This window comes from Pantoea sp. 18059 (assembly GCF_902706165.1).
GTDB lineage: Bacteria > Pseudomonadota > Gammaproteobacteria > Enterobacterales > Enterobacteriaceae > Pantoea > Pantoea agglomerans.
The window spans coordinates 214,939-237,058 of the sequence record NZ_CACSJS010000007.1 but is presented as its reverse complement, the minus strand read 5'-3'; the positions used below and the strand labels follow the sequence as shown (position 1 = coordinate 237,058).

Here is a 22,120-nt window from a genome sequence, read left to right as displayed (position 1 = left end):
CTACTCCCTCAGGCTTAACGGCGGTTGCCGAAAATCCGCAGCAGCATCAGGAACAGGTTGATAAAGTCGAGATACAGCGTCAGTGCGCCCATAATCGAGTAGCGACGCAGGTTTTCCGTATCGCGGGCATCGATCTGCTCACCGATATTTTTCAGCTTCTGCGTGTCATAGGCCGTTAACCCCACAAACACCACCACCCCGATGTAGGTAATCGCCCACATCAGCGCCGGGCTTTTCAGCCAGAAGTTCACCAGCGACGCCAGCACGATGCCAATCAGCGCCATAAACAGCAGGCTGCCAAAACGGCTGAGATCGCGTTTGGTGGTATAGCCGTAGAAGCTCATCGCGCCAAACATCCCCGCCGTGATAAAGAAGGTGCTGGCGATCGAGGAGTTAGTGTAAACCAGGAAGATACTCGCCATGGTCAGACCGGTCAGCGCCGAATAGAGCATAAACAGCCCGGTTGCCACGGCGCCGCTCAGGCGATGCACCATGCCTGACAGGAAGAAGACCAGCCCCAGCTGCACGATAATCAGTCCGAAGAAGGTGATGCGGTTAGCAAACACCAGCTCCATGATCGCTGGCGTGCGCGCAGCGTACCAGGAGACAAACGCCGTCAGTAACAGACCGCAGGTCATCCAGCCATAAACCTGCGCCATATAGGCTTGTAAACCGCGAGATGCGGATTGAACGATGGAATCATTTCGTGGATATCGGTCCATGATGCACCTCTTGTTAAACGGATTAGGACCGGCTCCACACAGGGAACCGGATGAATAACCTGGTCTGGCAGGCATACGTTGTTTCTGTTTCAGCCCGTGTGGCCAGCGACAGCGCGACACAACCGCCACGGGCCCATACGGCCTTATGAGGATGCGCACAGTTCAGGGCCAGAATAACAATAAAAGTCGCCCGGAACTGGCTCTAAGTGTGGCACAGCTCAGCTCAACTGCGCCACAACATGCCGCTTAACGTCGCGACAGGCACTGCTGATAACGTCTGTCGACACGTTGCGCAAACCACGCCGTGGTGAGATTACGGGTAATTTTCGGGCTTTCCAGCTTGATGCCCGGCAGCATTTCACGCGGTAACTTTCTGCCCGCCATTTTATCCGCCAGGGTAAAGACCTGTTTCCAGAGTTCGCTGTCGCTGAACGACGCTTTCTCCCCTTTCTCCAGATCGCGGCGAATGTCGCTGTTGCTCATATCGATCTGCTTCGACAGCGTGCGCACCGCCAGTTCGGTGCCGCCCGCCGCATCTGATCCATAAAGAATCAGATCGCCATCCAGTGCCAGTTTCATGCCGGTGGCGCGCGACACCGCCGCCTGGAAGGCCGCATTGCGGCTGGCATACCAGCCCGCATTGTAGTCGGCAAAGCGGTAGAGCGGCTGGCTGTAGTCAGCCGGATAGCCGAGCAGGTGCATCGTCCCGAAGTAGATCCCGCCATGACGGGTGAAGACTTCACGCCGGATAGTGCCATCGATAGGCCACGGGTAGCCTTTGGCATGCGCTTCGGCAAACGCAATGCTGACCTGCATCGGCCCGCCGGTGTGGATTGGATTGAGATTACCAAACAGCGTCTGACCCATCGGCACCATATCGATCAGGTCATCGAAAATAGCGCTCAGCTCTTTCTCACTGCGCACTTTGTCCAGCCGGGCGGCATAGCTTTCACCGGTGGGCGATTTGATCTGCAGCGCGGTACGCACCAGGAATGCCGGTACGTGCACCTGCGCCGCACGGCGGTTGATCTCGCCCCAGGCGATTTTTGGCAGACCCGGTACGGCGGCCTCGGCGCTGAAGTTGCTCTCCTGATCCGCCACGGCGATCACCGCGCAGAGGTTGCTGGCGCTGGGATCGATCTGCTGAGTGCGGAAGGTGGTGTAGATATCGTCGCTCCACGCCGCTTTATTGCTGACGTGCGACGGCAACAGCCGCTGGATCTGCGCTTTGACATCTTCAGGCTGCCGCACCGGCGCCTCAGGGGTTTTCTTGCTGCTACAACCTGCCAGCACCAGTGCGGCGACCAGTGTCAGACGTTGCAGAATCGGGGTGGATGACATGCCTGTCCTCAGAATGAACCAAAGCTCTACTCTACCATTGCCAGAGTTTCACAGGCAGGCGAGAACTGAACTAAGGTTATCTTTTTTACCGTTAAAGGAACTTACGATGTTTAAACTCTGGCCTGTTGCGGCGTTCAGCCTGTTATTAACCGGCTGCGGCGCCAATAATACGCCTGCCCAGGTAAAATCTCCGGGCGCACCCACCTCCTCCTCGCTTAAGGTGCTGGAGAGCGGCGCCAGCGTGATGCAGTCACGTCCGCCCATCGACGCCATCAACACCTATCTCGACGGATTCCATTTTTATAACGGCGATAAGAACGGTCAGATGGAGGCGCACCACTATGTCACCGTGCTGAACGACGATGTGATGCAGGCGGTGATTTACGACGGCAACACGCGCGATGCACGGCTGATGGGCGTGGAGTACATTATCAGCGAACGGCTGTTTAACACCCTGCCGCCCGAAGAAAAGAAGCTCTGGCACAGCCATCAGTATGAGGTGAAATCGGGCACGCTGATTGCACCAGGCTTACCGGAAGCCGCCGACCACGCCCTGATGAAGCGCATTGTGAACACCTACGGGAAAACCTGGCACACCTGGCACACCGATCGCGACAAAACGCTGCCGATCGGCATTCCGGCGCTGATGATGGGCTTTACGGAGGATGGTCAGATGGACTCGCGACTGCTGGCGGACCGCGATCGTCGTTTTGACGTCGACAGCAAAAAGATCCGCGCCCAGCGTGCGGATATCGTGGCGCATCCTGCCGCAGCAGGTGCCAACGCCTGGCAACAGGGCCAGGTCATTCAGCTGAAGCGCACCGCCGGCGGCGGCGAACACAGCCACGGTCAGACCGGTTTTGGTCCGGCTGAGCAGCTAAAGCAGCCTTAATCCCGCACTAAGCGTCGTGATGTCTGGAGATTCGGGCAGCGGCGTGTCTGCGGTTAACGGCTCAGCGGACGTAGACGCCTTTGCCCGCTAAGCCGTTAATGCAGCTTAGTCCCAGCGCTGAGCCGCCTGGTGGTCGCTGTCGCGGGCATCCACCCAGCGATCGCCCTGCTCTGTCGCTTCTCGCTTCCAGAACGGCGCGCGGGTTTTCAGGTAATCCATAATGAACTCTGCAGCGGAAAAGGCGCTGCCACGATGGGCACTGGTCACGCCCACCAGCACGATTTCATCGCCGGGAAACAGTTCGCCCACGCGATGGATCACCGTGACGCGCTGCAGCGGCCAGCGTTCGCGCGCCGCATCAACAATCTCCTGTAGCGCTTTTTCGGTCATGCCGGGATAGTGCTCCAGCGTCAGTGCCGCGACGTCGTTGCCCAGATTGTGGTTACGGACTTTGCCGGTAAAGGTCACTACAGCACCATCTTCATCACAGGCCGCCAGCCAGCGATACGCTTCCGCCATATCAAAGGGCGCGGGACCGACGCGAATCTGCGTTTCCATCTTAGCCTCCGGTCACGGGCGGGAAGAAGGCCACTTCATCACCGGCGTGCAGCGGATGACTCATCGGCACCAGCGTCTGATTCACCGCCGCCAGCAGTTTACCTGGCTCCAGCGCCAGCGCCCAGCGGTCATCGCGTTCTGCCAGCGCACTGCGCAGCGCGGCCACATCCGGATAATCAGCACCGACCTCAAGCGTTGAAGTGCCGGTCAGCTCACGGACCTGGGCGAAAAACAGCACCTTAATCATGCGCGACCGCCTGGAAATCGCCGCTTTTGCCACCGCTCTTGCTGATTAAGCGCAGCTGATCGATAACGATATCTTTCTGCACCGCTTTGCACATGTCATAGATGGTGAGCGCGGCAACCGATGCGGCCGTCAGCGCTTCCATCTCCACGCCGGTTTTGCCGGTCAGGCGACAGAGCGTCGTGATGCGGACCCGGCTGTGGTCAGGTTCCGCCTCCAGGTTCACTTCCACTTTACTCAGCATCAGCGGATGACAGAGCGGAATCAGTTCCCAGGTGCGTTTCGCCGCCTGAATGCCGGCGATGCGCGCGGTGGCAAAGACATCCCCTTTGTGGTGGCTGCCTTCGATAACCATCTGCAGCGTTTCTGGCTGCATCAGCACCAGCACTTCTGCCCGCGCTTCGCGCACGGTTTCCGCCTTGGCGGAGACATCCACCATGTGCGCTTCGCCCGCGGCGTTAATGTGTGTGAGTTGAGACATACTTACCGTTTCTTGAGATGTGAGACAAAATTACAGGGCGCGGTTCGCGCATCAAGCTGGTCAGCGATAATGCGTTCCCAGGCGGTGCGGCAGGCGCTGGTGGAACCCGGCACGGCCAGGATCAGTGTCTGATTAGCCAGACCGGCAATCGCGCGCGACTGCAATGTCGAACCGCCAATCTCTTCATAGGAGATCATCCGGAACAGTTCGCCAAATCCATCAATCTCGCGGTCGAACAGCGGCAGCAGCGCTTCCGGCGTGCTGTTTTTCAGGTTAAAGCCGGTTCCGCCATTAATAATCACGACCTGAACATCTTCACTGGCGATCCAGCGCGACACGGTGGCGCGAATACGATAGAGATTATCCGGCACGATAGCGTGATCGACCACATCATGCCCCGCTTCGGCTGCGGCTTCGCGCAGATAGTCGCCGGAGGTATCGTCACTTGCATCGCGACGATCTGACACTGTCATCACCGCAATCTGCACTGCCTGAAATTCGCTGGCTGGTTTACCCATACTGCCTCCTGAAATTAGCCGCCAATGTAAGAGAGATTCTGTGTGATGCCGGTGTTGCCCTGATGCAGAAAGTGCGTCTGCTTTTTCTGCCCCAGACTGCTGGCGATGCGCGCCTGCAGTTCGGCTTGCTGGTCGTCTGACGCCAGCAGATCGCGCAGCGGCACACCGCCGTCACCAAACAGGCATAGGTGCAGATTACCGTGCGCCGAAACGCGCAGACGGTTGCAGCTGGCACAGAAATCTTTGGCGTAGGGCATGATCAGACCAATCTCGCCGACATAATCGGGATGGTAAAAGACCTGCGCCGGGCCGTCGCTGCGTCCGCTCTCACGACGCTGCCAACCCTGGGCGATCAGCTGATCGCGGATGACCATGCCGGAAACATGCTGATCGCGGAACAGCGTGCCGCCGTCGCCGGTCTCCATCAGTTCGATAAAGCGCAGCTGAATCGGACGGGTGCGGATCCAGTCGAGGAACGTAGCCAGATTACGGCTGTTGAGATCGCGCATCAGCACGCTGTTGACTTTGACCTGGCGAAAACCGGCGTCGAGGGCAGCATCAATACCGCTCATGACCTGATGGAATTTATCCTGACCGGTAATGGCGTGAAACTGACGGGCATCCAGGCTGTCGACGCTGACGTTGAGTGCGGTTAACCCCGCGTCACGCCACTGTTTCACGTCACGCGCCAGGCGGTAGCCATTGGTGGTTACCGCGATCTGGCGAATGGAGGCGTTTTCGCGCACCGCCGCAATGATGTCGGTGAAATCACGGCGCAGCGACGGCTCACCGCCGGTCAGCCGCACTTTTTCCGTTCCGGCAGCGGCAAAGGCCCGCGTGACGCGGCGGATTTCATCCAGCGAGAGAAAGCTTTTGTTACGAATTCCCTGCGGTTTGTAGCCGTCAGGAAGACAGTAGGTACAGCGGAAATTACAGACATCCGTGACCGACAGGCGCAGGTAATAGAACTTACGCGCGTATGCATCAGTAAATTGTGACACCAGAACACCTTTCCAGATTGGGAGATGCAGTCATTTCTTCCTGCACCCTGGCAGCTCGATGGCTACGGCCTGAACCCCCTATCCGCAGACGTAGGCATTCAGGCTTGAGTGTACGCTGACCCGTTGATCAGCGCGGTAAGCATGATGGTAGCGTGATTTTGGCCACTCTTCCATTTGCTGTTTTCGCTATATATTCTTATACATATCGAATTTTCACCGCATTTTCGCGACAGGATACGTTAAAATGCGATCCAGATTTTGACGTAAGTCATCCGCGCGGGCTTAGCGATTAGAGCCACGCCACGCGAAGAGATATTAAGGAGAAGTATGAATCGCACACTGGCCGATCTTGATCGCGTTGTGGCACTGGGAGGCGGACACGGTTTAGGCCGCGTCATGTCTGCCCTTTCCCCGCTGGGCTCGCGTCTCACCGGCATCGTCACCACCACCGACAACGGCGGATCAACCGGCCGTATTCGTCGCTCAGAAGGCGGTATCGCCTGGGGCGATATGCGTAACTGCCTTAACCAGCTGATTGCAGAACCCAGCGTCGCCTCGGCGATGTTTGAGTACCGTTTTGCCGGTAACGGCGAACTGGCCGGACACAACCTGGGTAATCTGATGCTGCGGGCGCTGGATCATCTCAGCGTTCGTCCGCTGGAAGCGATCAACATTATCCGTAACCTGCTGAAGGTCGACGCCTTTTTAATCCCGATGTCGGAGCAGCCGGTGGATCTGGTGGCGATGGATGTTGAAGGCAACATGGTTTATGGCGAAACCGCAATTGACGAGATGAAGCAGCCGCCGCAGGAGCTGATGCTGCATCCCAACGTCCAGCCAACGCGGGAAGCGCTGCAGGCGGTTGGTGAAGCGGATCTGATCCTGATTGGACCCGGCAGCTTTTACACCAGCCTGATGCCGATTCTGCTGATGGAAGAGATGGCGCAGGCCTTGCGTCGCACGCCTGCCACGATGGTGTTTATCGGCAATCTGGGCCGCGAGCTGAGTCCTGCCGCCGCCAGTCTCTCAGTGGCTGATAAGCTGCAGATGATGGAGCGTTATATCGGCAAGCGGGTGATTGATGCGCTGGTCGTCAGCCCGGCGGTGGACACCCGTGGCATTGAAAACCGGCTGATTGTCCGTGAACCGCTGGAGGCCGCCGATATCCAATATCGTCACGACCGCCAGCTGTTACGGGTGGCGCTGGAACATGCCATTCAGGGCTTTAACGGCGCTACGAGGCCGCAATAAACAGCGTTCGCAGTTCATGCAGCTGATCGCGCACGTTGGCCGCCTGTTCGAACTCCAGGTTCTGCGCATGCTGCTGCATCTGCCCTTCCAGCTCGTGGATCTTCTTCTGCAGAGCCTGCGGCGTTAACAGCTGGAAATCGGCCAGCGCCTGGGCTTCGCCAGGACGGGCTGGTTTCGCTTTGCCGCGGGTTTTCACCACGTTTTTGCCCAGTTCCAGAATATCGGTGATCTTCTTATTCAGGCCCTGCGGCACGATGCCGTTCTCTTCGTTGTGCAACTGCTGTTTCTCACGGCGGCGCTCGGTCTCTTCAATGGCGCGCGCCATCGACGGCGTGATTTTATCCCCGTAGAGAATCGCCTTACCGTTGATGTTACGCGCCGCACGGCCAATGGTCTGAATCAGCGAGCGTTCGGAGCGCAGGAAGCCCTCTTTATCCGCATCGAGAATCGCCACCAGCGACACTTCCGGCATATCCAGCCCCTCACGCAGTAAGTTAATGCCCACCAGCACATCAAACTCGCCCAGACGTAAGTCGCGGATAATCTCCATACGCTCTACCGTGTCGATATCGGAGTGCAGATAACGCACTTTCTCACCATGCTCAGACAGATATTCGGTGAGATCTTCCGCCATGCGTTTGGTCAGCACCGTCACCAGTACACGTTCGTTGATCGCCACGCGCTGACGGATTTCTGACAGTAGATCGTCGACCTGGGTACCGACCGGACGCACTTCGATGATCGGATCCAGCAGACCGGTAGGACGCACCACCTGATCGATCACTTCGTCGCCCGACTTTTCCAGCTCATATTTGCCCGGCGTCGCCGAAACATAGATGGTCTGCGGGGCCAGCGCCTCAAACTCTTCAAACTTCATCGGACGGTTATCCAGCGCCGATGGCAGGCGGAAGCCATACTCCACCAGCGTCTCTTTACGCGCCCGGTCGCCTTTATACATGCCGCCAATCTGCGGAATGGTCACGTGCGACTCATCCACCACCAGCAGGCCATCGGCGGGCAGATAGTCAAACAGCGTCGGCGGCGCTTCGCCCGGTCCGCGTGCGGAGAGGTAGCGTGAGTAGTTCTCGATGCCGGAGCAGTAGCCCAGCTCGCTCATCATCTCCAGGTCAAACTGGGTACGCTGGGTAATGCGCTGCTCTTCCAGCAGCTTATTGTTCTCCAGCAGCACCCGGCGGCGGTCCGCCAGCTCAACTTTGATATCTTCCATCGCCTGCAGAATACGCTCACGCGGCGTGACGTAGTGCGTCTTGGGGTAGATGGTAAAGCGCGGCACGACCGAATCGATCTGGCCGGTCAGCGGGTCAAACAGCGACAGACGCTCAACCTCTTCATCAAACAGCTCGACGCGCAGCGCAATATCGTCCGACTCCGCCGGGAAGATATCGATCACTTCGCCGCGCACCCGGAAGGTGCCGCGCTGGAACGCCTGGTCGTTGCGGGTGTACTGCAGCTCTGACAGACGGCGCAGAATACTGCGCTGATCGATAATCATGCCGCGGGTCAGGTGGAGCATCATTTTCAGATAGAGATCGGGATCGCCCAGACCGTAGATAGCCGAAACCGATGCCACCACAATGACATCGCGCCGTTCCAGCAGCGCCTTGGTGGCCGACAGACGCATCTGTTCGATATGTTCGTTCACCGACGCATCCTTTTCGATAAAGGTGTCGGAGCTCGGCACATAGGCTTCAGGCTGGTAGTAGTCGTAGTAAGAGACGAAAAACTCGACGGCGTTATCCGGGAAAAACTCTTTCATCTCGCCATAGAGCTGGGCGGCCAGCGTCTTGTTCGGCGCCAGTACCATGGTCGGCCGGTTGAGGTCGGCAATCACGTTGGCGACGGTAAACGTTTTACCGGAGCCGGTTACGCCTAATAAGGTCTGATGGGCCAGTCCATCCTCCAGCCCCTCTTCCAGGCGACGTATCGCCTCAGGCTGGTCGCCCGAAGGTTTAAAGGCGGAGTTCAATTTAAAGGCTTTGCTCATGAATGCAGTTCCTGCTGGAGAAGTCGGCGGGCAGGCACTTATTTTACTCTGCTATGGTGATTTTGCCAGAAAATAATACTGGATATAAAAACAGTATTGGTGCAATGTTAACGCCAGCAGGATGGCACCTGATGTCCCCGCAGGCTGGCAGCGTTATCGCTCAGCATGTTGCGCAATGTTATCCCCAGGCAGAGATCTGATTTAACATTTGTCAATAGAGTGTCACAAAATTACAGTACGGTTACCTGACAGATAATTCTCAGGCTTGTTTTTTGATAAACAACTGATTTTACTGATATAAGGCTATGAGGCCAGATTCTCGTCATTATGTTACCAGGCCGCGTATTTCCTCGCTTCCAACTGGTTTTCATTACCTAATGCACAAGGTTATCCACAGGAATGGTGGATAAGTGATGGCAGCCCCGACGCCATCAGCTGTGTATAATTTTTCCCTGCCTTCTCACTACCGTGAAAATAATTTTTTTTGCGTTAAATTTCGCGTCGCCTGCTGACCGATTATTCTGCAATTTTAATCTGTCACCGGGTGTCGTACGCAAATTTGCACGCCTCATACTAAGATTCTTAATCGGACTTCCTGCCACGTTACAGTACGTCTGCACCAGAAACAGCGCTCCAGGGCACTGCAAAAGTGCAGGTGCGTGGTCACCGTGGGGAATTGATAAGTTTTTCTCACCTTTCATCCCTGACACGCGGCGCTGCAGCAGGAAACAGGGCCGTTTTTAGATCTGGCCTGGGAATTGCAGGAGTTCAGTGGCGTCACCGCGCGAAACGCGCACTGTGCTGCAATGGCGAGGCTGCCGTTGCTGATGACTTGTTTGCCAGACGACAGAGCGCGGAAGCAATCAGGCTAACGATCGGGAAGGAGAGTGTCAGATGCTGAGTTTACGTTCGGTAAATCAATTTTACGGTCAAAACCATATTCTGTGGGATGTGGACCTGGATCTGTCGCCTGGCACCTGCACCGGCATTCTGGGCCGTCCTGGCATGGGTAAAACCACCCTGGTGAACTGCATCATGGGCAGATTGCCGATTAACAGCGGCTCTATCTCCTGGAAAGAAGATGGCTCGCCGCCGGAAGATCTGCTGCTGCAACCGGCTGAACAGCGGGCGCAGATGGGGATTGGCTATGTGCCGCAGGGCCGCCATATTTTTACCCAGATGAGCGTGGAAGATAATCTGCTGATTGCCCTGCTGGCGGGTGCCAGCCAGCGCGACCGCCATCGCGCCATTCCTGAAATGGTGTTCGACCTCTTCCCGGCGCTCTACTCACTGCGCCAGCAGCGCAGCGGCGATCTGCCGATCGATCAGCAGCAACAGCTGGCCCTGGCGCGCGCGCTGGTGCTGCAGCCCAAACTGCTGATTCTGGATGAGCCGACCGACGGGATGTCGCCGTGGCTGGAAGAGGAGATGGGCAATCTGATCCGTCGGCTTAACCTCGACTACGGACTGACCATCCTGCTGCTGGAGCAGCGCCTGTCGCTGATCCGTCGCGTGGCGGACTATTTCCTGCTGCTGCACCGCGGCCGCAATGTGGCGCAGGGCAGCATGGAACAGCTCGATGACCACACCGTCGATAAATGGCTGACGGTAGCCTGATATTCAGCGCCTGCCCCACCGGGCGTAAGTGTTGCAGGCAGGCTGAAGACGGAGCGCGCGGAACCACCGGAGCGTGTGCACAGCGCGTGAGGATGGTGAGCACTGCCCGGATTCAGCACGACAAATAAAATAGCCAGGCCAGGCGGTTACTCCGGCAACGTCAGGTATTGACCACAGGACGCCTGCTGCGCCGCATCGGTGAGAAACGGGATGGTGCCCAGACAGGGCGCAGGTAACCTGTTTTTCAGGCTGGTGAGATACTCCTGATAGCGTTTACCCGGGGGTTCGACGGTGTTGGCGATCCAGCCCACCAGCGGCAGGCCGCTTGCCCGCACCGCGTCAGCGGTGAGCATGGCGTGATTGATGCAGCCGAGCTTAATCCCCACCACCAGAATCACGGGCAGCTTTTCGCTGACCACCCAGTCCGCATAAGTGTGCGTCTCCGACAATGGGGTGTACCAGCCGCCCGCGCCCTCTACCAGAATCCAGTCAGCCAGCGGTTGCAGCGCCGCCAGACCCGCCGACAGCGCCAGATGGGTAATCGGCCTGCCCTCTTCGGCGCTGACGATGTGCGGCGATGTCGGCTCAAGAAACGCCAGTGGATTGACCTGCTGATAGGTTAACGGCACGCTGCTGTAGCGCTGCAGCGCCAGCGCATCGCTGTTACGGATGCCCTCTGGCGTCATCTCACAGCCTGAGGCAACCGGCTTATAGCCCGCACAGCGATAGCCCGCTGCGGCTGCCGCCTGTAGCAGCCCGCCGCTGGCCACGGTTTTACCGACCTCGGTGTCGGTGCCAGTGATAAACAGGCGTTTCATGATGCACTTACTCCATAGATTAAATGGTAACTCAGGCGATAGCCGTGCCGATCGCGCGGCCAGTGCGCCTCTAACTGGTTGAGCCGTTGTCGGGTTAATACCTGCCCGTCACGCCCCTGGTGCAGATGGGTCGCGCCAATCCCCTTCAGGGAGCGCATGGCGCTGAGCGCATCGGGAAAATGCAGGGTCACCACCTCTGAGGTACAGCGCAGGTGCTCTGCGTGGCAAGCCGCCGCAATCTGTGGCTCGCTGAGAAAGCGGTTGGCGTGAGGCAGCGCATCCAGATGGGACCAGGCTTCATGAACCTCCTGCAGCGAACCGTCGCCCAGAGTGGAAAACAGCAGCGTGCCATCGGGCCGCAGCACCCGCCGGAACTGGCTCAGCGCGCCGGGCAGATCCTCGCTCCACTGCACCGCCAGGTTGCTCCACACCAGGTCAATCGTGTTATCCGCCAGCGGCAGCGCGTCGATATCACCGGCCAGATAGTGCTGCGCCGCGTCATTGTCCCGCGCCTGTTGCAGCATCTGCGGAGAGAGATCCAGCGCCGTCACCTGTTTGCCACGTTCGCGCCACAGCCTGCTGTACCAGCCGGTGCCGCAACCGGCATCCAGCAGCTGCAGACCGCTCTGTGCGGGCGCCAGTGCAAGCAGGGCATCGCCGCTGAGGCGTTGCAGCGCAGCATGGGCATCGTAATGGCTGGCCGCCCGGCCAAAGGCGCGTGCCACCGCCTGTTTGTCAACCCGCAGCGTCATGCAGCGCCTCCAGTAACCGGTCAATATCCTCGGGGCGATGAGCCGCGGTCAGGGTGATGCGCAGCCGGGCCGTCCCCGGCGGCACGGTCGGTGGCCGGATCGCGCTGACCCAGCAGCCCGCCTCAGCCAGCCGCTGGGAGAGCGCCATCGCATCACCATTTTCGCCCACCAGCAGCGGCTGAATCGCGCTGCCGGAGTCCATCAGTTGCCACGGCAGCGAGGCCGCACCGCGCCGGAAATGGCCAATGTTCTGCTGCAGTTGCTGCCGCAGGGCATCGCCCTGCTGAACTTCACGCAGCGCCGCCTGCAGCGCGCTCGCCTGCGCCGCGGGCATCGCGGTGGAGTAGATCAGATGTCGGCTGAACTGCAGGAAATAGTCGGCGGTGGCTGCGTCGCACAGCAGCGCGGCACCGCTGACGCCAAAGGCTTTACCAAAGGTGACCACCAGCAGTTCCGGTTTAACGCCCTGCTGCCAGCAGCTGCCGCGCCCCTGCTCACCCACCACGCCAATGCCGTGCGCATCATCCACCAGCAGCCAGCCCTCTGCCTGGCGCGTCTGTTGCGCCAGGGCGGCCAGCGGCGCACTGTCGCCATCCATGCTGAAAATACCTTCCGTCACCACCAGCGTTTCGCCCTCGCAGGGAGAGGCGAGCCGGGCTGCCAGGCTCTCCGGTGCGTTGTGATGGAAACGTCGTAGCTGTGCCGGACTATGGCTGGCGGCGTCGAGCAGCGAGGCGTGGCTGAGTTTATCGGCCAGGATGCGATCGTTTTTCTCGCCCAGCAGATGAATGACCGCCTGATTGGCCGCAAAGCCAGAGATAAACAGCAGCGCACGGTCGTAGCCGAGCCAGTCGGCCAGCTGCGCCTCAAGATCGGCGTGCTGACGGTGATAACCGGTGACATGCCCTGAAGCACCGGCACCTGCGCCCGCCTGCGCCGCGCCCTGTTGCCAGCCCGCAATCACCGCCGGATGCTGGGTTAAGCCGAGATAATCATTGCTGGAAAAGTGGAGATAGCTGCGGCCGCCGCTGTGCAGCGTGCGGGTCGATTGCTGATCGATCACCCGTCGCTGCCGCCAGCCATCGGCCGCCCGGCGCTGCGTCAGCGCCTGACGGATACGTTGCTGCCAGCCCATTACAGCGCCGCGTTGTAGAACTGTTCAGTGTCGGCATGGAATAGCTGCTCGCTGAGTTGCTGCTCCTGCTGCTGATCGCCGTGCTGAGTGTGAGTATGCTCCGGGTTAAGACCCAGTTTGCGGAACAGCACGCGGTCTTTATCCTCTTCCGGATTCGGCGTGGTCAGCAGTTTGCAGCCGTAGAAAATCGAGTTCGCCCCGGCCATAAAGCACATCGCCTGGGTCTGCTCACTCATCTGCTCACGGCCCGCTGAGAGGCGCACATGCGAGGTCGGCATCATGATGCGCGCCACCGCGATGGTGCGGATAAAATCGAACGGTTCCACATCATCGTTATCTGCCAGCGGCGTACCTTTAACCTTCACCAGCATATTGATCGGTACGCTCTCCGGCGGCGTTGGCAGGTTGGCTAACTGCACCAGCAGACCGGCGCGGTCGTTAACGGTTTCGCCCAGGCCGACAATGCCACCCGAACAGACTTTGATGCCGGCGTCGCGCACTTTGCCCAGCGTATCCAGACGTTCCTGATAGCTGCGGGTGGTGATGATGGAGCCGTAGAATTCCGGTGAGGTGTCGAGGTTATGGTTGTAGAAATCGAGACCCGCGCCCGCCAGTCGCTGCGCCTGGTGGTCGCTGAGCGTGCCCAGCGTCATGCAGGTTTCCATTCCCATCGCCTTCACGCCTTCCACCATCTTCTCCAGATAGGGCATATCGCGCTCGTGCGGATTTTTCCACGCGGCACCCATGCAGAAACGGGTTGAACCGGCGGCTTTGGCCTGACGCGCTGAGGTCAGCACCTCTTCCACTTCCATCAGCCGCTCCGACTCCAGGCCGGTCTTGTAGCGCGCGCTCTGTGGGCAGTATTTACAATCTTCCGGACAGGCGCCGGTTTTAATCGACAGCAGGGTACTGACCTGCACCTGGCGCGGATCGAAGTGCTGCCGATGCACCTGCTGCGCTTTAAACATCAGTTCAAGAAAAGGTTGATCAAACAGCGCTTGCGCCTGTGCAATTGTCCAGCGTTGAGCCATTACTTACTCCAAAAAGGGTGTCATCCCGACGAAAAGCAGGGTTATACTTGTAAACTATATTTTTTTATTTTGGTTTACAACTCCGATGACTATCCCCGTTTTCTCCTCAGACGATGCCCGCTTTGACCGCCAGCATATCTGGCATCCCTACACCTCGATGCAGGATCCGCTGCCCTGCTACCCGGTGGTCGCCGCACAGGGTTTTCAGCTGCAGCTGGCCGATGGCCGTGAGCTGGTGGATGGGATGTCCTCGTGGTGGGCGGCGATCCACGGTTACAACCATCCGCGCCTGAACCGGGCACTGACAGAGCAGGTCACCCAGATGTCGCACGTGATGTTTGGCGGCATTACCCATCCGGCGGCGGTGGCGCTCTGCCGTCAGCTGGTGGCGATGACGCCTGAGGCGCTGAAGTGCGTCTTCCTGGCCGATTCAGGCTCGGTGGCGGTGGAAGTGTCGATGAAGATGGCGCTGCAGTACTGGCTGGGGCGTGGCGAGACGCGTCAGCAGTTCCTGACGCTGAAACGCGGCTATCACGGCGATACCTTTGCAGCGATGTCGGTGTGCGACCCCGAGAACTCGATGCACAGCCTGTGGCGCGGCTATCTGCCCGAGCATCACTTTGCGGCGGCCCCGGCCTGCGGCTTTGATGATGAATGGCACCAGCCTGATTTCGATGATTTCGCCAGGCTGATAGAACAGCATCACCGGCAACTGGCAGCGGTGATTCTGGAGCCGATTGTGCAGGGTGCGGGCGGCATGCGTTTCTACCATCCGCGCTATCTGCAGCAGGTACGGGAAGCCTGTGATCGCTATGGCGTGCTATTGATTGCAGATGAGATCGCCACCGGGTTTGGCCGTACCGGCAAACTCTTCGCCTGCGAGCATGCGGGCATTACCCCGGATATTCTCTGCGTCGGCAAAGCGCTGACCGGTGGCATGATGACGCTGGCGGCGACTCTGACTACCCGCGAGGTCGCGGACACCATCAGTCGCAGCGCGGCGGGCTGCTTTATGCATGGCCCGACCTTTATGGGCAATCCGCTGGCCTGTGCGGTAGCGGCGGAGAGCCTGACCATGCTGGCGGAAGGTCACTGGCAGCGCCAGGTGGCGGCGATCGAACAGCAGTTACGGGCTGAGCTGCTGCCGCTGCGCAGTTCACCGCAGGTGGCCGATGTGCGCGTGCTGGGCGCGATTGGCGTAGTGGAAACCCATCAGGCGGTTAATATGGCGGCGCTGCAGCAGTTCTTTGTTGAACAGGGCGTCTGGATCCGGCCTTTTGGCCGGCTGATCTACCTGATGCCACCCTACATCATCACGCCGCAGGCGCTGAGCAGGCTGGTGCAGGCGATTGGCGGCGCGCTGGAGCATCCTCAACATTTTGCCGCCTGAAGCGGGCTGACCGCTGGCACTGGCGACACTTTTAGTTATGATGACAGGCTATTCATCGACAATTAAGGAGATGTGATGCGCGTTTTTAGTCAGGATTTTAATGACGGCGAGAAGATGCCTGAAAAACATGTTTTCAACGGCATGGGTTATCAGGGCGAGAATATCTCTCCCCACCTTGCCTGGGAAGCGGCGCCGGAAGGCACCAAAAGTTTTGTGGTGACCTGCTACGATCCTGATGCCCCGACCGGTTCCGGCTGGTGGCACTGGGTGGTAGCGAATATTCCGGCCAGCACGACGTCACTGCCGCAGGGTGCCGGTTCCGGCAAAGCGTCACTGCCAGCAGGCGCAATCCAGACCCGTACCGATTTCGGTCAGGCGGGCTACGGTGGCGCGGCGCCGCCACAGGGCGAAACCCATCGCTACATTTTCACCGTGCATGCGCTGGATGTGGAGACGATTGAAGTAGATGAAGGCGCCAGTGGCGCAATGGTCGGCTTTAATGTGCATTTCCACGCACTGGCGAGCGCCTCGCTGACCGTGAATTATCAGTAATTCAGCACGCCTCTCCCTGACAGGAGAGGCGTTTTTCGTAGCGGGTTACGCCTGTAACTGATGAATCACAACCCACATCGGGCCCTGCCCCACCGCATAACGTCCCAGCGGCTTTAACAGCCCTTTCGGTTCGGTAATCGCATAAACTTCGATGTGATGAGATTTCTGTCCCGCCGCCACCAGATAGCGTCCGCTGTGATCGATATTAAATCCGCGCGGCTGCGTTTCCGTCGGCTGGAACCCTTCCAGGGTCAGCTCATCGCCCAGGTCGCTGACGCTGAAGACCGCCAGCGTGCTGCTGGTGCGATCGCAGGCATAGAGGAAACGGCCATCCGGCGTCAGATGAATATCGGCTGCCCAGCGCGTACCGCTGAAATCAGGCGGCATCATATCCAGCGTCTGCACGCTTTCTGCTTCGCCTTCGCCCGTATTTAATGCCCACACCTCAACCGTGCTGTCGAGCTCGTTCACGCAGTAAGCGTACTGACCGCCCGGATGGAACTGCATATGACGCGGGCCAGCGCCTTCTACCGTCGTGACCTGCGTCTGTTTACGCGGCGTCAGCTGACCATCTTCGCCCAGCTTAAATAAACAGATACGGTCCTGCTTCAGAGCCGGCACGTAGAGCGTCTTGTTGTCATTATCGATGTTGGCCGAGTGACAGCCATCCAGTCCGCTGATCACCTGCAACGGGGCCTGTGGAATGCCGTCATCGCCAATCGGACTGACGCTGACGCAGGCATCATTGTAGGAGCCGCAGAACAGGAACCTGCCCTGGCGATCGGTGGAAATGTGAGTCGGACTGCCGGGCAACGGTGCCTGACCCGCTTCGGTCAGCGTGCCATCGGCGGCAATGCGAAACGCCAGCACGCGGAAATTGGGACGCACACCGACATAGAGAAAATCGCGGTTTGGACTCACCACCATCGGCTGAACCTGGCCGGCGACATCGGTCACCTGAAGCAACGTCAGCCCGCCCTCATCATTCATCTGCCAGACGTGGATCTGCTGGCTCTCGGGACTGGCGGTGTAGACAACTTGTTTCATGCATTCTCCTTTTTTGCTGCCTGATCATGATCTGTGAATCACTGTAGCCTGTTTTATTGCCCTGCGCTGGGATCATTTGTGCCCTGTTTTTTGTCTCCGGGCCGTGGTGAGGTGTAGACTTCAGCCCCTGCAAACCAGGAAAAACGAGAGGATTAATGAACTACCGTGTAATTGCCCTCGACCTCGACGGCACGCTGCTGACCCCAGCCAAAACGATTCTGCCGCAGTCAATCGAAGCGCTAAATCAGGCACGCCAGGCGGGCGTTCATGTCGCTATCGTGACCGGACGCCATCACTGCGCTATCCACCCTTTTTATCAGGCGTTACAGCTGGATACACCCGCAATCTGCTGTAATGGCACCTATTTGTATGATTACCAGGCGAAAAAGGTGCTGGCGTCCGATCCCCTCGACCCGCAGCTGGCGTTGCAGGTGATTGAGATGCTGAATCAGCAGCAGATTCACGGGTTGCTCTACGTGGATGATGCGATGCTCTATCAGACCCCGACCGGCCACGTGATGCGCACCCTGAAGTGGGCCGAATCGCTGCCCGCCCACCAGCGTCCACTGTTCCGCCAGGTGCCCGACTTAGCCCAGGCGGCACGCGACGCCGGTTCGATCTGGAAGTTTGCCCTGTCGCACAACAACATCCCGGAACTGCAGCAGTTCGCCACCAGGGTGGAAGCGGAACTGGGACTGGCCTGCGAATGGTCGTGGCACGATCAGGTGGATATCGCCAAAGGCGGCAACAGCAAAGGCAAACGACTGGCGCAGTGGGTTGAATCACTGGGGCTGAGTATGTCCGATGTGATCGCGTTCGGTGATAACTATAACGATCTCAGCATGCTGGAAACGGCCGGACTGGGCGTGGCGATGGGTAATGCCGATGAGGCGATCAAAGCGCGGGCGAAAATGGTGATCGGCACCAACCTTGAAACCGGTATTGCCGATACCCTCTATCAGTACGTGTTGTAATCAGGGCGTCACCGAGACGCTTTTGATCTGGGCATAAAGCCACTGATCCGGCCGGATGCCCAGCTCATCCCGCGCCCACGGCGTGATGCGCGCCCAGAGTTCGCTAATGCCGATGCGTAGCTTCACCTCAACCTGGTCCCCGACCTCCAGCAATTCCACCACCTGTGCCGGTAAAATGTTGCGGATAGAGCTGTGTTGCGGCGGTTGCAACGCCAGCGAGACATCAGCCGAGGCAATGCGAATACGCAGCGGGGTTTTAACCGGCTGATTCACCCGGCTGACCCAGATGTGCTGATCGCCCAGCGACAGCGCGGTCATCGGATAGTCGGGATGCTGTTCCAGCACCTGCACCCGCAGCACGCTGGTCAGTTCACTCACCGGCAGCCAGGGCCGCATCGCGCTGCTGCTCCAGACCCGCTCCAGCGGACCAAAGGCTTTGACCTTGCCCGCATCCAGCACCAGCACGTTATCAGCCAGCTGCAGGATCTCCTCCAGACTGTGCGAAACGTAGAGCATCGGAATCTCAACCTGCTTCGCCAGCTTTTGCAGATAGGGCATCAGTTCACGTTTGCGTGGCAGATCCAGAGACGCCAGCGGCTCATCCAGCAGCAGCATATCCGGTGCGGTCAGCAGCGCACGGCCAATCGCGACCCGCTGCTTTTCCCCGCCCGACAGCGACAGCGGAAAGCGCGGCAGCAGCACCTCCAGACCCAGCAGAGAGACCAGACTGTCGAACTGCGCTTTCATCTTAGGTGCCATACCATATTGCAGGTTGCCACGGACCCGATAGTGCGGGAACAGCCGCGCATCCTGGAACACATAACCGATACGCCGTTTTTCCGGCGGCAGCGCAATCTTCTGCTCTGCATCAAACAGCAGACGATCGTGCAGCTGGATCCGTCCCCTTTGCGGCTGAGTCAGCCCGCTGATCGCGTTGATCAGGGAGGTTTTTCCGGCACCTGACACGCCGAAAATAGCGGTGATCCCTTTGGCCGGGATCTGCAGGTCGACCTCCAGCACGTGATCGCCCTGCTGCTGCATAACGTTGAGTGATAGCATCAGTTTCCCATCCGCTTACGGCCTGCACGTGCCAGCCATTCCGACGCCAGCAGTGACGCCAGCGCCAGCACGATCGCGATGACGCAGAGCCGTGCCGCCGCCCCTTCCGCACCCGGTGTCTCTATCAGGGTAAACATCGCCAGCGGCAGCGTGCGCGTCTCGCCGGGAATATTGGAAACAAAGGTGATGGTGGCGCCGAACTCGCCCAGCGATCGGGCAAACGCCAGCACCGTTCCAACGATCACGCCTGGCAACGTCAGCGGGAGCGTAATGGTGAAAAAGACCCGCCAGCGTCCGGCGCCCAGCGTGCGCGCCGCCTGCTCCAGCCGGCAATCCACCGCCTCCAGCGCCAGCCGGATGGCGCGCACCATCAATGGAAAAGCGATCACGGCAGAGGCCAGTGCGGCACCGCGCCAGCTGAAAGCAAAGCTGAAGCCAAACCAGTCATAAAGCTTTTCGCCTATGATGCCGCGCCGCCCAAGGCTAATCAGCAGCAGATAACCCACCACCACCGGCGGCAGCACCAGCGGCAGATGGATCAGGCTGTCGAGCAGCGCTTTACCAGGAAAACGGCAGCGCACCAGAATCCAGGCCATCAGGATGCCAAACGGCAGACTGCCAATCACGGCTATGCCAGAGACTTTAAGGCTAAGCAGTACCGCCTGCCATTCGGGATCGCTGAGTATCATTTCGTCGGTGTGAATCCGTAATGTTTAAAGATAGCCGCGGCCTGGGGCCCTTTCAGATAATCATAAAACGCTTTAACGGCGGCGTTGTCGTGATCGTTCACGATCGCCATCGGATATTCTACGGGTTTATGGCTGGTTGCCGGAAAATGCCCGACGACCTGCACTTTATCGCTGGCGACCGCGTCAGACCCGTAGACAATGCCATAGGGCGTTTCATTACGCTCGACCAGCGCCAGCGCTGCCCGCACATTATTGGCTGGCGCTAACGAAGGCGCAACGCCTTCCCAGGCACCCAGCTTTTGCAGCGCCTCTTTGGCGTAGATGCCCGCAGGAACGTGGTCCGGATCGCCGACTGCCAGACGCTCACCGTGCAGCAAGGTTTTCCAGTCAGTCTGCGGGTCCAGCGTCACCGCTTTCGCGGCGGCACTGCGTGGCGCAATCAATACCAGATCGTTGCCCAGCAGGGTATAGCGGCTACTGGTAATCACACTTTTTTTCGCCACCGCATCATCCATCCACTGCTGATCGGCAGAGATAAAGAGATCGGCAGGAGCACCCTGCTCAATCTGGCGCGCCAGCGTTGAAGAGGAGGCAAAGGAAGAGACCACCGTCACCCCCTTTTCCTGCTTGTAACGGCTGGCAATATCCTGCATCGCGTTGGTCAGAGAAGCCGCGGCAAACACAGTGATGTTGTCGGCGGCCACAGCCTGCCCGGCCAGCGAAACGGTGATCAGGGCCGCTACGCCCCAGCGATAGTGTTTAAATGACATGATTTTCTCCGGCTATTCGTTGTGTAGCGGATAATATAGCGCAATGTCAGTGAGGTTCAGTAAATTATCGGCAGGGGGAACAAAAGGTTAAATCAGGAGAGATAAAAACGACCACGCCCGCGCAGATGGCGGGCGTAGCAGCAATTAATTGTGCGAACGGGCTGAGGATTTTTCGCGATGACCAATTTTAGAGATGACGTTAAACACTTCACCCAGGCCATAAATCATGCCCAGCATCAGCGCCATCACGACAGGCACCATCAGTATGGCAACGGCGAGGCTTTTAAGTAATTCCAGCATGGAGAGTCTCACTCTGCTAACAAAAAAGAGATTGTAACGGGTCAGCAAAATTTTGCGCAGCCCTTTTCGTGCTTTTACTTTGGTCACAAAACGCCGCTATCATCGGCCTTCGCCTTAACCCTTTGCCGGAGCTGTCATGGAAGCCGAACTGTCCCTTCATATCCGTTTACAACAGAAACTGTTTGCCGATCCGCGACGTATTGAGCTGCTGAAACGCGTACAGCAGACCGGGTCGATCAGTCAGGGGGCGAAGCTGGCCGGCATCAGCTACAAAAGTGCCTGGGATGCGATTAATGAGATGAACCAGATGGCGGATGAAACGCTGGTGGAGCGGGCCACTGGTGGCAAAGGCGGCGGCGGTGCAACGCTCACCCGCTACGGTGAACGCCTGATTCAGCTGTTCCAGCTGATGGAGCAGATCCAGCAGAAAGCCTTTGATGCGCTGCAGCAGGATACGTTACCGCTCGACAGTCTGCTGGCGGCCATCGCCCGTTTCTCTCTGCAGACCAGCGCCCGTAACCAGCTGTTTGGCACCGTCGTCAGTAACGATGCGCAGCAGGTGGTCCAGCATCTGCTGATTCAACTGGCCGATGGCGTCACGCTGCTTAATGTGGCGCTGACCCAGCGCAGCGCCGATCGCCTGCAACTGGCCGCCGGTAAAGAGGTGCTGGTGCTGATCAAGGCGCCGTGGATCCGCATCAGTCGTGACGCCGCACAGGATGACAATCAGCTGGCAGCGACGGTCAGTGCCATCGAACCCGGCGAGCAGATGAGTGAAGTGCTGATGAAGCTCGCCAGCGGCGAAACCCTGTGCGCGACCCTGAGCAACGATCAGCTGCAGCAACTCAGGCTGCAGCCCGGCGACGCCGTGATCGCCAGTTTCAATGCGGAACACGCCATCGTCGCCACCCTGCTCTAGCCGTTGATTTGACTTCATTACGGGCAATGGTTACAACTCAGTGACACGATGCAA

The 22,120-nt window shown here is 58.7% G+C and carries 24 protein-coding genes and 1 riboswitch; of the genes, 7 read left to right on the top strand and 17 right to left on the bottom strand.

Annotation, left to right across the window (positions count from 1 at the left end; translation table 11 throughout):
- Positions 1–14: 14 nt before the first annotated feature.
- Both GVJ63_RS18220 and GVJ63_RS18215 read right to left on the bottom strand, forming a co-directional pair.
- The gene (locus tag GVJ63_RS18220; protein ID WP_010260256.1) at positions 15–722 is read right to left on the bottom strand and encodes a Bax inhibitor-1/YccA family protein; all 708 of its coding nucleotides are present in this window, start codon (positions 720–722) and stop codon (positions 15–17) included.
- A gap of 246 nt (positions 723–968) precedes the next feature.
- Positions 969–2,063 (bottom strand): DUF1615 domain-containing protein, encoded by a 1,095-nt coding sequence (locus GVJ63_RS18215; protein ID WP_159227195.1) that lies wholly within the window; start codon positions 2,061–2,063, stop codon positions 969–971.
- 106 nt (positions 2,064–2,169) lie between these two features.
- On the opposite strand from GVJ63_RS18215, the gene GVJ63_RS18210 reads away from it, so the two are divergent.
- The gene (locus GVJ63_RS18210; protein ID WP_159227194.1) at positions 2,170–2,955 is read left to right on the top strand and encodes an OBAP family protein; all 786 of its coding nucleotides are present in this window, start codon (positions 2,170–2,172) and stop codon (positions 2,953–2,955) included.
- Positions 2,956–3,060: 105 nt separating this feature from the next.
- Here GVJ63_RS18210 and moaE read toward each other — a convergent pair whose 3' ends face one another.
- The 5 genes from moaE to moaA form a co-directional block, all read right to left on the bottom strand.
- Entirely contained in the window at positions 3,061–3,513 is a 453-nt protein-coding gene (gene moaE, locus GVJ63_RS18205) for a molybdopterin synthase catalytic subunit MoaE (protein ID WP_010260246.1), read from the bottom strand.
- 1 nt (position 3,514) lies between these two features.
- Positions 3,515–3,760 carry a molybdopterin synthase sulfur carrier subunit gene (gene moaD, locus GVJ63_RS18200; protein WP_159227193.1) on the bottom strand — a complete coding sequence of 82 codons (246 nt, stop codon included), beginning with the start codon at positions 3,758–3,760 and terminating at the stop codon, positions 3,515–3,517.
- On the bottom strand, positions 3,753–4,238 hold the full coding sequence (gene moaC, locus GVJ63_RS18195) for a cyclic pyranopterin monophosphate synthase MoaC (RefSeq protein ID WP_159227192.1): 486 nt from the start codon (positions 4,236–4,238) through the stop codon (positions 3,753–3,755). The genes moaD and moaC overlap by 8 nt, the downstream gene beginning before the upstream one ends.
- Positions 4,239–4,240: 2 nt before the next feature.
- Positions 4,241–4,756 carry a molybdenum cofactor biosynthesis protein B gene (moaB, locus tag GVJ63_RS18190; RefSeq protein ID WP_033785488.1) on the bottom strand — a complete coding sequence of 172 codons (516 nt, stop codon included), beginning with the start codon at positions 4,754–4,756 and terminating at the stop codon, positions 4,241–4,243.
- Between the two features lie 14 nt (positions 4,757–4,770).
- Positions 4,771–5,757, bottom strand: coding sequence for a GTP 3',8-cyclase MoaA (gene moaA, locus GVJ63_RS18185; RefSeq protein WP_022626014.1), 987 nt, complete (start codon positions 5,755–5,757; stop codon positions 4,771–4,773).
- Positions 5,747–5,880: riboswitch (molybdenum cofactor riboswitch) on the bottom strand. It overlaps the preceding gene by 11 nt.
- Before the next feature lie 204 nt (positions 5,881–6,084).
- Here moaA and yvcK point away from each other — a divergent pair.
- The gene (yvcK, locus tag GVJ63_RS18180; RefSeq protein ID WP_010260233.1) at positions 6,085–7,008 is read left to right on the top strand and encodes a uridine diphosphate-N-acetylglucosamine-binding protein YvcK; all 924 of its coding nucleotides are present in this window, start codon (positions 6,085–6,087) and stop codon (positions 7,006–7,008) included.
- Here yvcK and uvrB read toward each other — a convergent pair.
- The gene (uvrB, locus tag GVJ63_RS18175; RefSeq protein WP_010260230.1) at positions 6,992–9,013 is read right to left on the bottom strand and encodes an excinuclease ABC subunit UvrB; all 2,022 of its coding nucleotides are present in this window, start codon (positions 9,011–9,013) and stop codon (positions 6,992–6,994) included. The genes yvcK and uvrB overlap by 17 nt on opposite strands.
- Positions 9,014–9,907: 894 nt before the next feature.
- On the opposite strand from uvrB, the gene GVJ63_RS18170 reads away from it, so the two are divergent.
- Positions 9,908–10,630, top strand: a complete 723-nt coding sequence (locus GVJ63_RS18170) for an ABC transporter ATP-binding protein (protein WP_010260222.1) — start codon at positions 9,908–9,910, stop codon at positions 10,628–10,630.
- Positions 10,631–10,776: 146 nt separating this feature from the next.
- On the opposite strand, the gene bioD is transcribed toward GVJ63_RS18170, so the two are convergent.
- The 4 genes from bioD to bioB are packed head-to-tail and all read right to left on the bottom strand — an operon-like array spanning position 10,777 to position 14,366.
- The gene (gene bioD / locus GVJ63_RS18165; protein ID WP_033785485.1) at positions 10,777–11,448 is read right to left on the bottom strand and encodes a dethiobiotin synthase; all 672 of its coding nucleotides are present in this window, start codon (positions 11,446–11,448) and stop codon (positions 10,777–10,779) included.
- Positions 11,445–12,200: a malonyl-ACP O-methyltransferase BioC gene (gene bioC, locus GVJ63_RS18160; protein WP_031593835.1), complete on the bottom strand. Its 756-nt coding sequence runs from the start codon at positions 12,198–12,200 to the stop codon at positions 11,445–11,447. The genes bioD and bioC overlap by 4 nt, the downstream gene beginning before the upstream one ends.
- On the bottom strand, positions 12,184–13,335 hold the full coding sequence (gene bioF / locus GVJ63_RS18155) for an 8-amino-7-oxononanoate synthase (protein ID WP_033771178.1): 1,152 nt from the start codon (positions 13,333–13,335) through the stop codon (positions 12,184–12,186). The genes bioC and bioF overlap by 17 nt, the downstream gene beginning before the upstream one ends.
- Positions 13,335–14,366 (bottom strand): biotin synthase BioB, encoded by a 1,032-nt coding sequence (gene bioB / locus GVJ63_RS18150; RefSeq protein WP_022626019.1) that lies wholly within the window; start codon positions 14,364–14,366, stop codon positions 13,335–13,337. The genes bioF and bioB overlap by 1 nt, the downstream gene beginning before the upstream one ends.
- Before the next feature lie 85 nt (positions 14,367–14,451).
- Here bioB and bioA point away from each other — a divergent pair, with 85 nt between their 5' ends.
- Together bioA and GVJ63_RS18140 are read left to right on the top strand one after the other, a co-directional pair.
- Positions 14,452–15,756: an adenosylmethionine--8-amino-7-oxononanoate transaminase gene (gene bioA / locus GVJ63_RS18145; RefSeq protein ID WP_159227191.1), complete on the top strand. Its 1,305-nt coding sequence runs from the start codon at positions 14,452–14,454 to the stop codon at positions 15,754–15,756.
- A 75-nt stretch (positions 15,757–15,831) separates the two neighbouring features.
- A complete protein-coding gene (locus GVJ63_RS18140) occupies positions 15,832–16,308 on the top strand; it encodes a kinase inhibitor (protein ID WP_013357177.1) in 477 nt (158 codons plus the stop codon).
- A 45-nt stretch (positions 16,309–16,353) separates the two neighbouring features.
- Here GVJ63_RS18140 and pgl read toward each other — a convergent pair whose 3' ends face one another.
- Positions 16,354–17,355 carry a 6-phosphogluconolactonase gene (gene pgl / locus GVJ63_RS18135; RefSeq protein WP_010260201.1) on the bottom strand — a complete coding sequence of 334 codons (1,002 nt, stop codon included), beginning with the start codon at positions 17,353–17,355 and terminating at the stop codon, positions 16,354–16,356.
- A 155-nt stretch (positions 17,356–17,510) separates the two neighbouring features.
- Here pgl and GVJ63_RS18130 point away from each other — a divergent pair, with 155 nt between their 5' ends.
- Positions 17,511–18,329 carry a pyridoxal phosphatase gene (locus tag GVJ63_RS18130; protein ID WP_010260198.1) on the top strand — a complete coding sequence of 273 codons (819 nt, stop codon included), beginning with the start codon at positions 17,511–17,513 and terminating at the stop codon, positions 18,327–18,329.
- Here the strand turns inward: GVJ63_RS18130 and modC are convergent, their stop codons facing one another.
- From modC to GVJ63_RS18110, 4 genes are all read right to left on the bottom strand, one after another.
- Positions 18,330–19,388, bottom strand: coding sequence for a molybdenum ABC transporter ATP-binding protein ModC (modC, locus tag GVJ63_RS18125; RefSeq protein WP_159227190.1), 1,059 nt, complete (start codon positions 19,386–19,388; stop codon positions 18,330–18,332).
- A complete protein-coding gene (modB, locus tag GVJ63_RS18120) occupies positions 19,388–20,077 on the bottom strand; it encodes a molybdate ABC transporter permease subunit (RefSeq protein ID WP_010669664.1) in 690 nt (229 codons plus the stop codon). The genes modC and modB overlap by 1 nt, the downstream gene beginning before the upstream one ends.
- A complete protein-coding gene (modA, locus tag GVJ63_RS18115; RefSeq protein WP_031293050.1) occupies positions 20,074–20,847 on the bottom strand; it encodes a molybdate ABC transporter substrate-binding protein in 774 nt (257 codons plus the stop codon). The genes modB and modA overlap by 4 nt, the downstream gene beginning before the upstream one ends.
- Positions 20,848–20,991: 144 nt before the next feature.
- Entirely contained in the window at positions 20,992–21,147 is a 156-nt protein-coding gene (locus GVJ63_RS18110) for an AcrZ family multidrug efflux pump-associated protein (RefSeq protein ID WP_010260183.1), read from the bottom strand.
- Between the two features lie 136 nt (positions 21,148–21,283).
- On the opposite strand from GVJ63_RS18110, the gene modE reads away from it, so the two are divergent.
- Positions 21,284–22,066: a molybdenum-dependent transcriptional regulator gene (gene modE / locus GVJ63_RS18105; RefSeq protein ID WP_010260181.1), complete on the top strand. Its 783-nt coding sequence runs from the start codon at positions 21,284–21,286 to the stop codon at positions 22,064–22,066.
- The last annotated feature ends 54 nt before the right edge of the window (positions 22,067–22,120 follow it).

Bases quoted from the DNA above. Each gene is read 5' to 3' on its own strand.
- modA (WP_031293050.1), bottom strand. From the start codon at position 20,847: ATGTCATTTAAACACTATCGCTGGGGCGTAGCGGCCCTGATCACCGTT.
- moaE (WP_010260246.1), bottom strand. From the start codon at position 3,513: ATGGAAACGCAGATTCGCGTCGGTCCCGCGCCCTTTGATATGGCGGAA.
- GVJ63_RS18170 (WP_010260222.1), top strand. From the start codon at position 9,908: ATGCTGAGTTTACGTTCGGTAAATCAATTTTACGGTCAAAACCATATT.
- GVJ63_RS18140 (WP_013357177.1), top strand. From the start codon at position 15,832: ATGCGCGTTTTTAGTCAGGATTTTAATGACGGCGAGAAGATGCCTGAA.
- moaB (WP_033785488.1), bottom strand. From the start codon at position 4,756: ATGGGTAAACCAGCCAGCGAATTTCAGGCAGTGCAGATTGCGGTGATG.
- modE (WP_010260181.1), top strand. From the start codon at position 21,284: ATGGAAGCCGAACTGTCCCTTCATATCCGTTTACAACAGAAACTGTTT.
- pgl (WP_010260201.1), bottom strand. From the start codon at position 17,355: ATGAAACAAGTTGTCTACACCGCCAGTCCCGAGAGCCAGCAGATCCAC.
- modC (WP_159227190.1), bottom strand. From the start codon at position 19,388: ATGCTATCACTCAACGTTATGCAGCAGCAGGGCGATCACGTGCTGGAG.
- yvcK (WP_010260233.1), top strand. From the start codon at position 6,085: ATGAATCGCACACTGGCCGATCTTGATCGCGTTGTGGCACTGGGAGGC.
- GVJ63_RS18215 (WP_159227195.1), bottom strand. From the start codon at position 2,063: ATGTCATCCACCCCGATTCTGCAACGTCTGACACTGGTCGCCGCACTG.
- bioD (WP_033785485.1), bottom strand. From the start codon at position 11,448: ATGAAACGCCTGTTTATCACTGGCACCGACACCGAGGTCGGTAAAACC.
- moaD (WP_159227193.1), bottom strand. From the start codon at position 3,760: ATGATTAAGGTGCTGTTTTTCGCCCAGGTCCGTGAGCTGACCGGCACT.
- moaC (WP_159227192.1), bottom strand. From the start codon at position 4,238: ATGTCTCAACTCACACACATTAACGCCGCGGGCGAAGCGCACATGGTG.
- bioC (WP_031593835.1), bottom strand. From the start codon at position 12,200: ATGACGCTGCGGGTTGACAAACAGGCGGTGGCACGCGCCTTTGGCCGG.
- uvrB (WP_010260230.1), bottom strand. From the start codon at position 9,013: ATGAGCAAAGCCTTTAAATTGAACTCCGCCTTTAAACCTTCGGGCGAC.
- modB (WP_010669664.1), bottom strand. From the start codon at position 20,077: ATGATACTCAGCGATCCCGAATGGCAGGCGGTACTGCTTAGCCTTAAA.
- GVJ63_RS18220 (WP_010260256.1), bottom strand. From the start codon at position 722: ATGGACCGATATCCACGAAATGATTCCATCGTTCAATCCGCATCTCGC.
- bioA (WP_159227191.1), top strand. From the start codon at position 14,452: ATGACTATCCCCGTTTTCTCCTCAGACGATGCCCGCTTTGACCGCCAG.
- bioF (WP_033771178.1), bottom strand. From the start codon at position 13,335: ATGGGCTGGCAGCAACGTATCCGTCAGGCGCTGACGCAGCGCCGGGCG.
- bioB (WP_022626019.1), bottom strand. From the start codon at position 14,366: ATGGCTCAACGCTGGACAATTGCACAGGCGCAAGCGCTGTTTGATCAA.
- GVJ63_RS18210 (WP_159227194.1), top strand. From the start codon at position 2,170: ATGTTTAAACTCTGGCCTGTTGCGGCGTTCAGCCTGTTATTAACCGGC.
- GVJ63_RS18130 (WP_010260198.1), top strand. From the start codon at position 17,511: ATGAACTACCGTGTAATTGCCCTCGACCTCGACGGCACGCTGCTGACC.
- GVJ63_RS18110 (WP_010260183.1), bottom strand. From the start codon at position 21,147: ATGCTGGAATTACTTAAAAGCCTCGCCGTTGCCATACTGATGGTGCCT.